We start from the raw sequence: 14,146 nt of genomic DNA, 5'->3' as shown, positions 1-14,146 counted from the left end.
CGTTTCCGCCGTCGAGCCAGTCCACTTCTGCGCGTTTCCGCCGTTTGGTCGTCCACTTCTGCGCGGTTTCGTCGTGGGGTGCTCCGCGAGTGCGCACTTTCGCGGATGGGTCAGCTCAGGAAGGCGCGGTAGAACAGGAGGAGGCTGATCGCTGTTCCGAAGGAGACGATGACGTACCGCAGAACCCGCGCGGGCATGCGGCGGGCGAGGCGCGCGCCCGCGTACCCTCCTATGATCGTGGCAGGCGCGAGCGTGAGCGCCGCAGCCCAGTCGACCCGCGCGAAGATCGCGAAAACGACCAGGGTGACGAACCCGACGGCGGCCGAGAGCACGTTCTTCAGCGCGTTGATCCGCTTGAGCGGCTCGTCGATGATCAGCGCGAGAGCCGCGACGTACATGACACCGAGCGCGGCCCCGAAGTAGCCACCGTAGACCGCACCGGTGAACACGACGGCGTGCAGGGTGATCGCCGCCCGGCGGGGTGACATCGCGCGCGGGTGGCCGACCAGTGCGCGCAGTCGTTCCTGGAACGCGAGGGTGAGGGCGGCACCGAGTACCAGGAACGGCACCACGACCTCGAACGCCCGCGCGGGGGTGAGAAGGAGCAGCGCGCACCCGGCGGCAGTCCCGGCCGCGGCGGTGACGACGGTCGCACGCACCCGGTACCCCTGGCCGGCCAGGTCGGCTCGGCTGCCGACGACGCTGGAGACATAGCCCGGAAAGACCGAGACGGAGTTGGTGACGTTCGCCTCGACGGACGGCAGCCCCGTAGCGATCAACGTCGGGAAGGTGATGAGCGACCCACCGCCGGCGATCGCGTTGACGGCGCCGGCGGCCACACCCGCCCCCACCAGCAGAACCACATGCGCGATATCCATCGTCCCGTGAATCTACGTCCTCCCACCACCCACCGCCGCCGCCCCTCGCCCGCAGGTCTTGGGCCACCAAGCGAGCCGGCCGACGCCGCGCGGTACAAGTCGAGCAGGAGGTCGAGGCCGCCAGCCGAGCCGCCGCCCACCGCCCGCCCGGCCGCCGGCCGCCCGGCCGCCCGCAGATCTTGGGCCGCCGAGCCGCCGCTCACCGCCTGCAGATCTTGGGCCGCCGAGCCGCCGCTCGTCGCCCGTAGTTGGGCCGCCGTGCCGCCCCCCGCACGGCAGGCACGCCCAAGATCTCCAAACAGCTCGCCACCCGCCACCGGCCACCCATCACCACCGCCCCAGACATCGGGCTCCAGAGCCGCCCCCGCCCGGCCAGAACGCCCAAGATCTCCGAAGGGGCGGCCCGGCTCGCGGGAAGGTGGGCTGTTGAGCCAGTCAGGGGCGGCGGCGGTGGTCAAGATCGGGGTGGGAGCGCCCGCGGCGGGTGGGTGTGGGGTGGAGACGTAGGATGGCGGCGCGACGGACGAGTCGGCTGGGCGGCCGCGTCGGTGTCCCAGTGGCATCGCCGAGGAACGTCCGGACTCCGCAGAGCAGGGTGGTTGTTAACGGCAACCCGGGGTGACCCGCGGGACAGTGCCACAGAAAACAGACCGCCGGCACGCACCACGGTGCGGCGCCGGTAAGGGTGAAACGGTGAGGTAAGAGCTCACCAGCACCCCGGGTGACCGGGGTGGCTCGGTAAACCCCACCCGGAGCAAGGCCAAGTAAGGCCACAGCCGCAAGGCCGTGGCCGGCGCAGGCGTTCGAGGGCTGCTCGCCCGAGCCTGCGGGTAGGCCGCATGAGCCTGCCGGCGACGGCAGGCCGAGATGGATGGCCGCCACCGGCGACCCACAGGTCACCGGCCACAGAATCCGGCGTACAGGCCGACTCGTCCGCCGCCCCAAGGCCACGACCACCTACGGCGGCCGAAATGCCCGGATCGGTGGCGGGGGGCGCGGCCGCAAACGGCTGGCGGACCCGGCGTGTGAACGCGACCCGAATCGAGCAGCGAACGCGGCGGAGGGGGCGGCCGCAATCAACTGGCGGACCCGGCGTGTGAACGCGACCCGAATCGAACAGCGGACGCGGCGCAGAGGCGCCGCCGCAAACGGCCGGCGGACCCGGCGCGTAAGCGCGACCCGAATCGAGCAGCGAACCCGGCAGAGAGGCTGGGGCGGCTAGCGGACCCGGCGGGTGGTGCGGGCTACCAGTTTTTCGTATTCCGGGTGTTTGTCGAGCCAGTCGCTCAGTAAGGGGCACATCGGGACCACGGTGCGGCCCTTGGCACGGGCGTCGTCCATCACCGCGCGGGCGAGAACCGCCCCCACCGCAGACTCTTCGAACGAAGAATGCGTATAAACCACGATATTTCCGGTCAGCTGGTAGGTCACGACTCCGGCGACCACACCCTCTGGATCCCGCGCCTCGAAACGTTCCCGCTCAGGCACGTCAACAACGGAGAAGCTCACCCCCACGATTCAACCACCGTGCGCCCGATGCGCTCCCACCGCCACAGGACCACCACCCACGAGCTGATCGAATTCGGAACGCTCCGCGCGTACCCTCGCTCGCTCCGCGGCCTTGGCCGCCCGCAACCGGGACGCCTCCGCACGGGCCGATTCCGCCGCTTCCCGGGCCTCCTGGTTGGCCTGGCGCGTCTGCGCCGCCTTCGCCGCCCGCGCCCGCGCCACCTCCGGATCGAGCTTGCGACCGGGCCGCCGCACCTCGGTGATCACCGCGACCTCGCGCGCCTCGATCGCCGCGAAGTCCGGCCGGATCTTGGCCGCCACCCATTCCACGCCCGCGACCAGGCCTACCACCAGCGCGAAGATGATGCGCAGGCCGAGTGGTCCCGGTGCCGCGAAGTTCACCGCGGCCGAGATGATCACGACTACCGAAAGGATCTTCATGGCGGCTCGTTTGGCGTCCGCGGCCATGCCGGTCGTCTGGGTGATCGTGAGCATCGAGAGCATGGCGAGGTCGAAGACGGCCGGCACGATCCACGCGAACATCCCGGCGCCGAGCGTCGACAGATAGTGCGCCTGGTGCAGGTAGCTGGCAGCCAGCGCACCGATCAGGATCAGACTGTTTGCCCGTTTGATCGTCCGGATCGCGCGGAGCATGCCGGGCACCGCACCCTTGGCGTATTCGGTCGCGAACTGCTGCGTGAGAGTCGGCTGAGTGGGCACGCGGCTCCTCCGGGGGACGTCAAAACGCCGCGTCGGGAGCGACAAAGGCGACGTCAGAGACGAACGCTACCGGATGGGACGCGAGTGCCACTCCGATTTCATGACAAACCGGCGGCGCCGGCCCTCTGGATCCGGCCGGCGCCGCCCTCACGATCAAGCAAGCAAGCAAAGCGAGCAAGCAAGCAAACCTAGGTCGACGACACGCTGTTCACCGTCGTGTCCCGCTCACGCTCGATCCGCGGATCACCCTCGTCGGCGAAGTAGTCGTCCGGCTGGGTGCCGTCGACGCCCTCCGGGCTCTTCGCCGCCCGCAGCGCCAGAGTCACCAGGATGGCAACAAGGAAGTTCACCAGGACCGTCACGAAACCGACGTAGATCGTCTTCTTGGTGTCGAAGCCGAACTCCGACAGCGGGAACGCCGATCCGCCGAAGTGTGCCCGGCCGGTGGCCGCGTTCGGGATCTGCCAGAGCATCCAGAAGCCGAGGCTCATACCGGCCGCCCATCCGGCGATCAGCGCTCCCCGGTGTAGCCACCGGGTGTAGAGACCGACCACCACGGCCGGCGCCGTCTGCAGGATGATCACGCCGCCGATGAGCTGGAGGTCGATGGAGAACTGCGGGTCGAGGAAGACGATGCACGCCACCGCGCCGACCTTGACCACCAGAGAGGTGATCTTGGCGACGTTGGCCTCCTGGGCGTGTGTGGCGTCCTTGCGCAGGAACTCCTTGTAGATGTTGCGGGTGAACAGGTTCGCCGCGGCGATCGACATGATCGCGGCGGGGACCAGGGCGCCGATGCCGATGGCGGCGAAGGCGACCCCGGCGAACCAGGACGGGAACTGCTGGTCGAACAGGAGCGGCACCACGGTGTTGTTGTCCACCGAGCCGGGGTTGGCGCCGGGCAGCGGCTTCACCCCCGCCGCGATGGCCATGTAGCCGAGCAGAGCGATCAGGCCGAGCAGCAGACTGTACGCCGGGAGCGCCGACATGTTCCGCTTGATGACGTCCCGGTTCTTGCTGGCCAGCACGCCGGTGATGCTGTGCGGGTACAGGAACAGGGCCAGCGCCGACCCCAGTGCCAGCGTGAAGTACTGCACCTGATTGTTGGCGTTCAGCAGGATCCCGTCGCCCGGCGCCGCTGAGGCCTGGAACTTCGCGTCGGCGGCGTCGAAGATCGAATTCCAACCCCCCAATTTGTACGGGAGCCACAGCACCGCCACCAGGATCACGATGTAGATCAGCGTGTCCTTGACGAACGCGATGAGTGCCGGCGCCCGCAGCCCGGACTGGTACGTGTACGCCGCCAGGATCGCGAACGCGATGATGATCGGCAGGTGCCGCGCGAAGGCGCTCTCCCCCGTCACACCCATCGTCTTGAGCACCGCTTCGATGCCGATCAGCTGGAGCGCGATGTACGGCATCGTCGCCACGATCCCGGTGATCGCCACCAGCAGCGCGAGCGTCGGCGAGTCGAACCGGGTGCGCACGAAGTCGGCCGGCGTAACGAAGCCGTGCCGGTGTGACACCGACCAGAGCCGGATCAGGATCAGGAAGAAGAGCGGGTAGATCACCACGGTGTACGGCACCGCGAAGAACCCGGCCGCGCCGGCCCCGAAGATCAGCGCGGGTACGGCGACGAAGGTGTACGCCGTGTACAGGTCGCCACCCACGAGGAACCAGGTGATCCAGCCGCCGAAGCTGCGCCCGCCCAGCCCCCACTCGTCGAGATGCCCCATGTCGTCGGGCCGCCGCCACCGTGCTGCCACGAAGCCCATCCCGCTGACCAGCAGGAACAGGACCGTGAAGATGACGATCTCGGTAATGTGCTCGCTCATCGCCTACCCCGCTTCGTCATCTGGTAGACGACGGTTGTGGTACCGACGCCGAGCAGGATGAAGGCGAGCTGGAGCCAGTAGAAGACGGGGAACCCGCCCAGGCGCGGCTCGTCGTGGTTGTAGAGGAAAGTCAGCAGCGGCACCACGATGGGGATCAGCAGCAGCCAGTTCCAGGGACTTCTATCGGAGCGTGGAGTTTCCGGCTCAGCCATGAACCCTCCCTATGTCAGCGTTGCGTGTGGCTTACATCACGCTAACGAGACATCGGTAGATCGGGCGATACCCAATGCGCCGAACGGGCGAGGCCATGCGCTGAATGGACCGAGATCAATAGAAAGAGGGGCGCCCCCGAAGAGGCGCCCCAAAGCAGTTACCGCAGGCCCGCCGAGATCGCCTTGGTCAGCGACGCGTTGGTGTCGTCGCCGTCGAGCGACCACATCATCGCCCCGCCGAGACCCTTGAGCCGGATGTAGAGCGACTTCTGCAGCACCACGGCCGGGTCGTCGTACGTCCAGAAGGTCGTCCCGTCGTACAGCCAGGCGTGCCCGTTCCGCAGGTCACGGTGGACGGTGTAGCCCTGCGAGGTCAGCTCCTTGAGCCGCTTGTAGTCCTCGGTCCCGCCGCCGAAGACGCTCGGCGCCGGCCCGGTGGCGGCGCCGAACAGGCCGTTACGCCCGCCGGTGACGCCGGTCCAGCCCTGCCCGTAGTACGGGATGCCGAGCATCAGCTTCCGCTTGGGCGCACCGCCGGCCACCCACGCGTTGATCGTGTTCTCCACCGAGAAGTCCGGGTTGTCCGGCGCACCCGCCGGCACCCGCAGCGCCGACTGCTGGTTGGCCACCGCCTCCCACGTGCCGTGGAAGTCGTAACCCTGCACCGTCGCGAAGTCGAGGTACTTGAAGATCTTGTTGACCTCGAAGCCCGCGTCGATCTTCGCCGGCGCCGCCGGGACGAACGCGGTGAGCTGGTACTTCTTCTTGGCCGCGCGACCGGCCGCGTCCAGCTGGCTGCGGAACTCCTTGAGGAGCAGCGTGAAGTTCTGCTTGTCCTCGGGGCGGATCACGTTGCCGGCGTTGCCGGACGAGCCCGGCCACTCCCAGTCCAGGTCGATGCCGTCGAAGACGCCGGCCGCGGTGCCCGCGGGCAGGCCCGGCAGGTTGCCCTTGATCCAGAGGTCGATGCAGGACGAGACGAGCTTCTTGCGGGAGGCGTCGGTGAGGACCGCGTCCGAGAAGTACGCCGAACCCGTCCAGCCGCCCAGCGAGATCAGCGCCTTGAGCTTCGGGTTCTTCTTCTTGAGCTCGGCGAGCTGGTTCAGGTTGCCGGAGATGGGCTGCCCGGCCACGTCGGCGACACCGTCCACGCTGTTCTCCGCGGAGAACGGCGTCTGCCAGTCGGCCCATGGATCGGCCGAGTCACAGATCCCGGCCGCGGTGACCGGCCCGAACGCGTAGTTGATGTGGGTCAGCTTGGCAGCCGCACCGGACTGCTGAACGTCGGCCAGTTGGAAGTCGCGGCCGTAGATGCCCCACTGGGTGAAATAGGCGACCTTGAGGTAATCGTCGCTCGAATGTGCCTGTGCGGGAGTCGGTGCGGCAGCCACGACGGCCGCGGCGGCGGCCGCCACGGCGACGAGGCGGCGGGATAAACCGCGCATGAGCCCTCCAGGGCGAAACGTTGAAGAAAGTTTCCTAATCGAGGAAGCTAAACGTCACGCCCTGCAGGGTCAATATCGAACTATCGAAGATGGGCGGTCTCGTTGACCGAGCGCACCGCGATGTTGCCGTCCGGCCAGACGTCCATCGTGGAGACGCCTGCGGCGTCCAGGAAGAGGCGGTGCAGGAAAGCGTCGCCCGCCGCGAGCGCGTCGCGCAGAATCAGCTTGATCGGGGAGACGTGGGAGACCAGGACCACGGTCTTTCCAGGGTACGCGGAAAGCACGGTTGCCATCGCGCCGCGCACCCGTTTCGCCACCGCCTGGAACGACTCCCCACCGGGCGGAGCGACAGCGGTCGACTCCAGCCAGGCCTGCATCTCATCCGGCCACTGCTCCTGCACCTCGGCGAAGGTCCGAGCCTCCCAGGCGCCGAAATCGCACTCGATCAGATCGTCCATCACCGTCACGGGCACGCCACCCACCTCCGCCGCGATCAGCTCGGCTGTACGCGTACACCGGGAAAGAGGTGAACTCAAGACGGCCGCGACGTCGCGGCAGATGCCGGACACCCGCCCGGCCGCGGCCATCGCCTGTGCCTCGCCCTCGTCGGTGAGCGGCACGTCACCGCGCCCGGAGTAACGGCCCTGAGCGGTCAGCGGCGTGGCACCGTGCCGGACCAGGATGATCCGGGTGGCGTTCTCCAGCGAGGGAGGCGCCCACGACCGCGGCTTGCTCGCGCTCTCCGCGGCCGTCACATCCGGGACCTTCTTGCCCGCTGCCTCGTCCATCGCGCGGTTGGCGAGCGCGTCCGCCGCCCGGTTCCGCTCCCGGGGGATCCAGTCGAAGGTGACCTCGGCGAACTTGCCGACCAGCGCGGCGGCCTCGGCAGCGAGCGGGCGCAGACCCGGGTTCTTGATCTGCCAGCGGCCGGACATCTGCTCGATGACCAGCTTGGAGTCCATCCGGACGTCGACCCGGTCGGCGTTCAGCTCGGCCGCGGCGCGCAGACCCGCGATCAGCCCCGAGTACTCCGCGACGTTGTTGGTGGTGACGCCGATCGCCTCGTAACGCTCCAGGAGCACCTCGCCGGTGGCCTGCTCACGCACCACCGCGCCGTAACCGGCCGGGCCCGGGTTGCCCCGGGAACCACCGTCCGCCTCGACGACGACGCGCAGGCTCACAGCCCGGACTCCGCGGTGCGCACCATGATCCGGCGGCACTCCTCGCAGCGGACCACCTCGTCAGCGGGCGCCGCCTTCACCCGGGCCAGGTCCGCGCCGTACAGCTCGATCCGGCAGGCACCGCACCGGCCGGCCCGGACCAGCGCCGCGCCCATCCCCGACTCGGCGCGGATCTTGTCGTAGAGGGTGACCAGCTCGGCGGGCAGGTCGGCGGCGAGCGGCACCCGTGCGGCCGTCTTGAACTCGTGCTCCTTGGCGAGCTCGGACAGGCTCTCGTCGCGGCGGCGCTCGGCATCCGTACGCCGATCAGAAGCGGCCGTGAGCCGCCCCTGCACCTCGGCCAGTGCCGCCGCTGCGGTCTCCCGCTGCTCCATCAGCTCCAGCTCGGCGTCCTCCAGCTCGGACTGCCGCCGGTTGAGGGTGGCCAGCTCGTGCTCCAGGCCCTCGATCTCCTTGAGCGCGCCACCCGAGTTCAGCCGCTGCTGATCACGTTCCTTGCGGGTGCGGACCTGCTCGATGTCCTTCTCGTACCGGGAGATGTCCCGGTCCAGGTCGTCGACCGCGACCTGGGCACGGACCCGCTCGTCCTCGAGCGCGGAGACCTCGCGCGCGGCGGCGTCGATCTCGGCGAGCTCGGGCAGCGTCTTGCGGCGGTGCGCGAGCTGGGCGAGTGCGGTGTCGACGGCCTGCAGGTCGAGCAGGCGGCGCTGGGCTTCCGGGGCGGCCTTCACGGGTGGGTCTCCTTCTCCTCAGAAGCGGAATGGACGGTCCAGGGGTCGGTGTCCAGGTCGGACACGACCACGTCGACGGGGAAAGCGGCACGCAGCCAGACCGCCACGTCGTCGAGCCAGGGGCGTTCGCTCGCCCAGTGTGCGACGTCGAGCAGCGCCGGGCCACCATCCGCGAGGTGCTCGCTCACCGGGTGGTGCCGCAGATCGGCACAGAGGTACGCGTCGACACCGGCCTTGGCGGCGACTGCCAGGAAGGAGTCACCGGCACCACCGCAGACGGCCACCGTACGAATGAGCCTCGCCGGATCGCCGGCGGCGCGCACCCCGGCGGCGGTGGCGGGCAGGCGCCGGGCTGCGAACGCGGCGAACTGCTCCAGGGTGAGCGGCACGGCCAGCTCACCGATCCGGCCCAGCCCACGGCCCTCCCCCGCGGCCGCGCCCTCGGCGGGCACCAGCGGGCGCAACTCGGCCAGGTCGAGGCGGGCGGCGAGCGCGTCGGACACGCCCGGGTTCGCCGTGTCGGCGTTGGTGTGCGCGGTGTACAGCCCGACCCCGGCCCTGATCAGCCGGTGGATGATCCGCCCCTTGAACGTGTCCGGGGCGATCGACGACACCGGCTTCAGCAGCAACGGATGGTGCGCGATGATCAGATCCGCCCGCACCGCGATCGCCTGGTCGACGGTCTCCGGGACGCAGTCGACGACGCAGAGGACGCGGGAGACCGGAGACTCGAACTCGCCGAGCACCAACCCGACCCGGTCCCAGGACTCCGCCCAGGAGCGCGGATAGCGCGCATCCAGGGCATCCACCACGTCGCGGACGGTGCAGTCTTTCACGACCGCAAACTCTATATGCCTAGGAAACCGCTCCAGGCTCGACTCGGCTGCCGGCCGGCTTCTTGACCGGGCTGACCGCTTGCAGGGCGCGCCGCCAGGGGAACTGTCCGCGGAACCGGTCGGTCTGACCGGGGCCGCCGAGCCGGCAGACGTCCTCGCCGTACAGCACGTGCACGCCCCAGTCCCGCAGCTTGGCGAGACTCTCGTGCAGCGCGGGGTGCAGGGCCATCACCTTGTTGGTGTACGGCACGACGGCGGTCGGCACGCCGTAGCCGTACCCCTCGACCAGCAGGCCGAGCACCAGGGTGTCGGTGATCCCGGCGGCCCACTTGTTGACCGTGTTCACCGTGGCCGGCGCGACGATCATCGCGTCGGCCGGCGGCAGCACGTCGGGGTCGCCGGGGCTCTTGTACGTGGACCGGACCGGATGCCCGGTCTGGGTCTGCAGGGCCGCCACATCGACGAACTTGCGGCCGTCCGGTGTCGTGACCACGCAGACCTCCCAGCCCTCGTTCTGGGCGAGAGTGACCAGGATCCCGACGTCCCGGGCCATCGGTGAGCCGCACACGAGCACGTACAGCACACCGGGTGAGGGGTTACCGGTAATCACGCGCAGACCCCCCGCCCCCCGCCCGAAACCGGACTGAAGGCCACCCTCATACGCCGACTCCCATCTGTTCAGCCAGCTCCGCTATCGGGGCCGGGGGCGCGCCCCGGGTCCGCCGGAGCACGTCGGAAAGGACCTCGTGGGCGAGCGGCCGGCAGCGGATCTCGGACGGGGCGAGCCGGTCGCCCTCGAGCAGCATCTCGCCGGCCTTCTCCACGTCGCCGATCTGCGTGTAACCGCGGGCGATGTCCAGATAGTGGTGGGCACGCCGCTCCGGGAGCATGGCGCTGAACCCGTTCTTGTCCATGTTCTCGTGCGTCTCCACCGCCAGCCGGCCGTCACCGAGCTCGACCGCTGTCGCGCAGCGGTGCAGCTGCACGTTGGTCGGCCCGAAGCTGGTCCAGTAGTGGTTGAAGTCGCCACCCAGCTCCAGCGCGGCCTGGTCGGCACCGCAGAGCAGGTCGCGGACGGTCGCGCTGTCGCCGATCCGGGCGGCCGACATGGCGCCGTTGAGCAGCAGCATGCCGTACACCGAGAGCTGGTCCGGGCGCGGCCGCTCGGGGCCGGGCGCGAGCCGGTTCGCGATGTTGACGTTCACCTCGAGCGACGGCCGGACCCGGCCGAGCGCGAGCAGCGCGCTGCCCACCCGGTAACTCGCCAGGCCGGCCAGCAGCTGATCGCCGGCCCGCTGCGAGACCGCAATCGATCGGTCCGCGGCCAGCCAGGACAGCTCGTGCTCACCGACCTTCCGGAGCGCCGACGAGGCGATCTGGTAGACCTGCCCGAGCAGGTGCGCGGCGTGCGGGGCCTCGTCACTGGTGGCGTGGGCGCTGTCCGCCGCCTGCGCGTCACGCAGCAGTTTCGGCAGTGCCCGGGCGAGTACTCCGTACTTCGCATGCTGATACGTCAACCAGGCATGGCTGACCGCTTTGCGCATCTCGGGAAGCGGTGGCGAATGTGGCACCGCCTGGAAGAAGGCGCTCATCTGGTCATATCGCTCCAGAGCAGCACGAATCTCCTCGACCTCCACTTGGTCGATGCAGTTCTGCGTCTCCGGTTTCCGCTCCACCTCCTTGCCCAGCAACAACTGGACATCGACCTGAAGCACGTCCGCGATGTCGTACACCACTGAGAACTTGTCGAGCCGGCGGACTCCCCGCTCCACCTTGTCGACCCAGCTCTTCGATTTACCCAGCCGGTCAGCGAACACCTGCTGGGACATTTTGCGTCGGCCCCGCCAATAGGCGACGCGGCGGCCGATAGGCAGCTCGTCCACGGTGCCTCCCCACTCAACCGGCGGCTCCTCCGCCGGTGAGCCATCCGGTTTCACTCGCAGTGTGGACCGCTCACGTGCGCGCAGATCGCACAGCGTGTGTGATCGCCTGCTCACCGATGCTCGTAGTTTTTCCTGCAAGTTGCAAAGGGTGGATCTGACCGAGCCAACGACGAACGTCGCACCGGGATACGGCCGTCCCACCCGATTCGGGGGTGTTCCAGCTATGCAGTGGACCAGTCGTCAGCCGTTCGTCCCACCGTCGGTCCTCGATCGGCTCGATCGAGCCCGACTGCGCCGAGCGGCGCTCCGTTATGCCGCGCACGGCTGGATGGTGACGCCGGGCGCTTATCTGTCCGGCCGCAGGTTCCACTGCGGACGTCCGGGATGCCCGATCACCGGATGCCACCCCGCCCTGGAGACCTGGGCGGAGTCGGCCACCGGCGACCCCGCCCGGATTCTGGGCTGGTGGCGACACCGCCCACACGCCGTCCTGCTCACCACCGGTGAGAGCTTCGACGTGCTGGAGGTGCCCTCGGCGCTGGCCCGTCGCGCGCCCGGCATCGGGCCCGCGGCGGTCACCGCCGACGGTCGCTGGATGTTCCTGGTGCGGCCCGGGCTCCCGTTGCGGCCCGAACTGGACCGCCGCCTGGACGTGGTACTGCACGGTACCGGCTCGTGGGTCCCCGCGCCGCCGAGCCGGATGCCCGAGGGCCCGGTGCGGTGGGCGGTGACGCCGGACGAAACCGGCTGGCGACTACCGGACGCCGGTACCGTGCAGCAGCTGTTCGCCGGAGCCGTCGCCCCGGCGTGCCCACTGTCCGTACCCCGGCAGCTGTCCACGTCGCGTCGGGCGGCGTGAGCGCCGACAGTAGGCGCTGGAACAGCTGTCATGGGTCAACGGTAAACCGCCCTCCGACGCGGCGGTAGTCACCCGAACAGGTGACTGTTCACGCGGCCAGGTCGCGATAGGCGGCGATCACGGCCTCGGTGCGTCCGGCCAGCTCGGGGCCACTCTCGATGCCGGCCGGCGCGCCGGTCACGCGGGCGAGGGCGCGTTCGGCGTACCGGGCGGTGGCGGCCACCCGGCGCTCCCGGATGAAGCTCTCGCCCGCGCGGGCCGCGGCGTCGATGCTGCCCAGGATCCGGTTCGCGGCGGCGTCCTCCTGGTGCCAGAGCCGCTCGGCGAGCACCCACTGCTCGTCCACGGCGATCCGGGCCGGGCTGTCGGCGGGGATGTCGGCGTCGCGGACACCGGCGAGCTCGGTGCGCAGCCGGCGCAACTCCTGCCGCCGGGCCAGGACCTCGCCGAGCTCACCGAGGGCACGGGTGAGCGACCGGTCGGCCAGGACGGGGTCGATCATGCCGGTCAGGGCGGGCCAGGTGGCGCGTACCCGGCGGGAGGCGATCAGGGCACCCTCGAAGGCGGCGCGCTCGGGCGCGGTCCACAGCACCCGCGACTCCTCGTCCCGCGGCACGGCGAGGGCGGCGGTCCGGGCGGCACGGGCCTGCATCCGCCAGGCCTGCGCGACGAGAGCGGTGCTTCCGGCGGCGAGCAGCCACCAGTTCACCCCGGCGGCGCCGAGCACCGCGGAGACCAGCAGCAGCGGCAGCGCGAGCCGGGCGGTGAAGGTCACCCTCTGCTCGTGGCTGCGCCCCGAGGGCGGCCGCGGCACGGCTTCCAGCAGCGTTCCGGTCCGGGTCCGGCGAAGACGTCCGCTTCGGGCCTTCAGAGGGTACGCGGAAACGACGACCTTCTCGGTGTCGACGCCGATGTGCAGTTCCGTGTTCACGGCTGTCCTCCGTCGCGCGCCGGCCCCGGTCTCCGGGCGGGCCCGGCCGCCAAGGGGAAACCGGCCGGACCCGCCCGCCCGCGGGTTCTCCCCGCCGGTGCCATGGGGATCGGTTCCGGGAACCCCGAGTTGAGCGACCGCCCCGGTGCACACCGGTTGCCGTTAATCTCGGCTCCGTGGAGACGGTCGATCTGGTGTTGCGCAAGTACGACGGCCGCCCCCACCGCCGGGTCACCGGCCGGCTGCTCGGCACCGACGAGTTCGGCACGTGGATCGGCACACCGCGCGGCACCCGGGTCCACTTCAGCTACGGTCTGCGCCGGATCGAGAAGACACGCCAGGACGCGGTGCGCCTGCTGCCGCACGAGGGCTGGTGGATGGCGATGTTCCTGGCCGAGCCCAGCCGCTCCGAGATCTACTGCGACGTCACCACCCCGGCGGAGCGCAACGGCCACGAGTTCACCGTGATCGACCTGGACCTCGACCTGATCCGCTTCCGCTCCGACGGCCGGGTGGTGATCGACGACGAGGACGAGTTCGAACGGCACCGCCACCGCTTCGGATACCCCGACGAGGTGGTGACCCGGGCCACCGGCGCCGCACGCGACCTGCACCGGGCCCTCGCCGGCGACACCGAGCCGTTCGCCGGCCACTACCGCACCTGGATGAGCCGCCTGGCCGCCACCGCGGCACCCGTCCGGCGCCGCCGCCGGCCCTGACGCCCCCCGGGCCGCCTCCCGCCACCGCCCAAAACTGTCAGAGGCCATCCCTAAAGTCACCCCATGAACACCACAACCCTCCTGAGCGCACCCATCACCCTCGACCGCCGACTCCTGCTCGGCGAGACGGAATACCAGGTCACGGTCTTCCCGACCGACGACCGCCGCCTCGACCTGTGCATCGTGAGCAGCGACGGCGACGGCCAGGTCGTGAGCGAGATCAGCGGCGGCATCTCCCCCGCCGACCTACCCGCCCTCACCGACGTCCTCAGCTCCACGCTCGCCGGCCTGATCGCCATGACCCGCCAGCCAGGCCGCGTCTCGGCTCTCGGGTTCCGCCTGGCCACGGCCCTGTTCGGCAGCGCCGGCATCGAGTGGAACCTGACCGCGGCCTCGGACTCGGAGCG

The 14,146-nt window shown here is 70.0% G+C and carries 14 protein-coding genes, 1 other RNA gene and 1 pseudogene; 4 read left to right on the top strand and 12 right to left on the bottom strand.

The window, feature by feature from the left end; translation table 11 throughout:
* Positions 1-110: 110 nt before the first annotated feature.
* A complete protein-coding gene (locus AB0M02_RS46020; RefSeq protein ID WP_364238861.1) occupies positions 111-878 on the bottom strand; it encodes a sulfite exporter TauE/SafE family protein in 768 nt (255 codons plus the stop codon).
* A 524-nt stretch (positions 879-1,402) separates the two neighbouring features.
* Here AB0M02_RS46020 and rnpB point away from each other — a divergent pair.
* An RNA gene (rnpB, locus tag AB0M02_RS46015) (RNase P RNA component class A) lies at positions 1,403-1,814 on the top strand.
* Positions 1,815-2,096: 282 nt separating this feature from the next.
* Here rnpB and AB0M02_RS46010 read toward each other — a convergent pair.
* From AB0M02_RS46010 to AB0M02_RS45965, 10 genes are all read right to left on the bottom strand, one after another.
* Positions 2,097-2,387 carry a GNAT family N-acetyltransferase gene (locus AB0M02_RS46010; protein ID WP_364238860.1) on the bottom strand — a complete coding sequence of 97 codons (291 nt, stop codon included), beginning with the start codon at positions 2,385-2,387 and terminating at the stop codon, positions 2,097-2,099.
* 9 nt (positions 2,388-2,396) lie between these two features.
* Positions 2,397-3,107, bottom strand: coding sequence for a hypothetical protein (locus tag AB0M02_RS46005; protein WP_364238859.1), 711 nt, complete (start codon positions 3,105-3,107; stop codon positions 2,397-2,399).
* Between the two features lie 188 nt (positions 3,108-3,295).
* Positions 3,296-4,942 carry a monocarboxylate uptake permease MctP gene (mctP, locus tag AB0M02_RS46000; RefSeq protein WP_364238858.1) on the bottom strand — a complete coding sequence of 549 codons (1,647 nt, stop codon included), beginning with the start codon at positions 4,940-4,942 and terminating at the stop codon, positions 3,296-3,298.
* Positions 4,939-5,154: a DUF3311 domain-containing protein gene (locus AB0M02_RS45995; RefSeq protein WP_364238857.1), complete on the bottom strand. Its 216-nt coding sequence runs from the start codon at positions 5,152-5,154 to the stop codon at positions 4,939-4,941. Before AB0M02_RS45995 ends, mctP begins: the two co-directional genes overlap by 4 nt.
* A gap of 158 nt (positions 5,155-5,312) precedes the next feature.
* Positions 5,313-6,599, bottom strand: coding sequence for a glycoside hydrolase family 18 protein (locus tag AB0M02_RS45990; RefSeq protein ID WP_364238856.1), 1,287 nt, complete (start codon positions 6,597-6,599; stop codon positions 5,313-5,315).
* 80 nt (positions 6,600-6,679) lie between these two features.
* A complete protein-coding gene (locus tag AB0M02_RS45985; protein WP_364238855.1) occupies positions 6,680-7,780 on the bottom strand; it encodes a bifunctional RNase H/acid phosphatase in 1,101 nt (366 codons plus the stop codon).
* Positions 7,777-8,511, bottom strand: a complete 735-nt coding sequence (locus AB0M02_RS45980) for a C4-type zinc ribbon domain-containing protein (RefSeq protein ID WP_364238854.1) — start codon at positions 8,509-8,511, stop codon at positions 7,777-7,779. The genes AB0M02_RS45985 and AB0M02_RS45980 overlap by 4 nt, the downstream gene beginning before the upstream one ends.
* The gene (locus AB0M02_RS45975) at positions 8,508-9,347 is read right to left on the bottom strand and encodes a Nif3-like dinuclear metal center hexameric protein (protein ID WP_364238853.1); all 840 of its coding nucleotides are present in this window, start codon (positions 9,345-9,347) and stop codon (positions 8,508-8,510) included. Before AB0M02_RS45975 ends, AB0M02_RS45980 begins: the two co-directional genes overlap by 4 nt.
* A 19-nt stretch (positions 9,348-9,366) precedes the next feature.
* Positions 9,367-9,957, bottom strand: coding sequence for a flavoprotein (locus tag AB0M02_RS45970; RefSeq protein WP_364238852.1), 591 nt, complete (start codon positions 9,955-9,957; stop codon positions 9,367-9,369).
* A gap of 46 nt (positions 9,958-10,003) precedes the next feature.
* Complete coding sequence (locus AB0M02_RS45965; RefSeq protein WP_364238851.1) at positions 10,004-11,230, bottom strand: helix-turn-helix domain-containing protein; 1,227 nt, start codon at positions 11,228-11,230, stop codon at positions 10,004-10,006.
* A gap of 223 nt (positions 11,231-11,453) precedes the next feature.
* Here AB0M02_RS45965 and AB0M02_RS45960 point away from each other — a divergent pair, with 223 nt between their 5' ends.
* Complete coding sequence (locus tag AB0M02_RS45960; protein ID WP_364238850.1) at positions 11,454-12,089, top strand: bifunctional DNA primase/polymerase; 636 nt, start codon at positions 11,454-11,456, stop codon at positions 12,087-12,089.
* An 88-nt stretch (positions 12,090-12,177) separates the two neighbouring features.
* Here the strand turns inward: AB0M02_RS45960 and AB0M02_RS45955 are convergent, their stop codons facing one another.
* A complete protein-coding gene (locus AB0M02_RS45955) occupies positions 12,178-13,020 on the bottom strand; it encodes a hypothetical protein (RefSeq protein WP_364238849.1) in 843 nt (280 codons plus the stop codon).
* Between the two features lie 176 nt (positions 13,021-13,196).
* Here AB0M02_RS45955 and AB0M02_RS45950 point away from each other — a divergent pair, with 176 nt between their 5' ends.
* On the top strand, positions 13,197-13,739 hold the full coding sequence (locus AB0M02_RS45950) for a DUF402 domain-containing protein (RefSeq protein ID WP_364238848.1): 543 nt from the start codon (positions 13,197-13,199) through the stop codon (positions 13,737-13,739).
* Positions 13,740-13,802: 63 nt separating this feature from the next.
* Positions 13,803-14,146 (top strand): annotated as a pseudogene (locus AB0M02_RS45945) (hypothetical protein); the annotation flags it as partial.

It is taken from the genome of Actinoplanes sp. NPDC051861, assembly GCF_040681145.1.
In the GTDB taxonomy this organism is placed as follows: domain Bacteria; phylum Actinomycetota; class Actinomycetes; order Mycobacteriales; family Micromonosporaceae; genus Actinoplanes.
The sequence above is the reverse complement of the archived record's forward strand: the minus strand, read 5'-3'. Positions and strand labels throughout refer to the sequence as shown.

Excerpts from the sequence above, each read along its gene's own strand:
- mctP (WP_364238858.1), bottom strand. The coding sequence starts at position 4,942 with ATGAGCGAGCACATTACCGAGATCGTCATCTTCACGGTCCTGTTCCTG.
- AB0M02_RS45990 (WP_364238856.1), bottom strand. The coding sequence starts at position 6,599 with ATGCGCGGTTTATCCCGCCGCCTCGTCGCCGTGGCGGCCGCCGCCGCG.
- AB0M02_RS45995 (WP_364238857.1), bottom strand. The coding sequence starts at position 5,154 with ATGGCTGAGCCGGAAACTCCACGCTCCGATAGAAGTCCCTGGAACTGG.
- AB0M02_RS46020 (WP_364238861.1), bottom strand. The coding sequence starts at position 878 with ATGGATATCGCGCATGTGGTTCTGCTGGTGGGGGCGGGTGTGGCCGCC.
- AB0M02_RS45960 (WP_364238850.1), top strand. The coding sequence starts at position 11,454 with ATGCAGTGGACCAGTCGTCAGCCGTTCGTCCCACCGTCGGTCCTCGAT.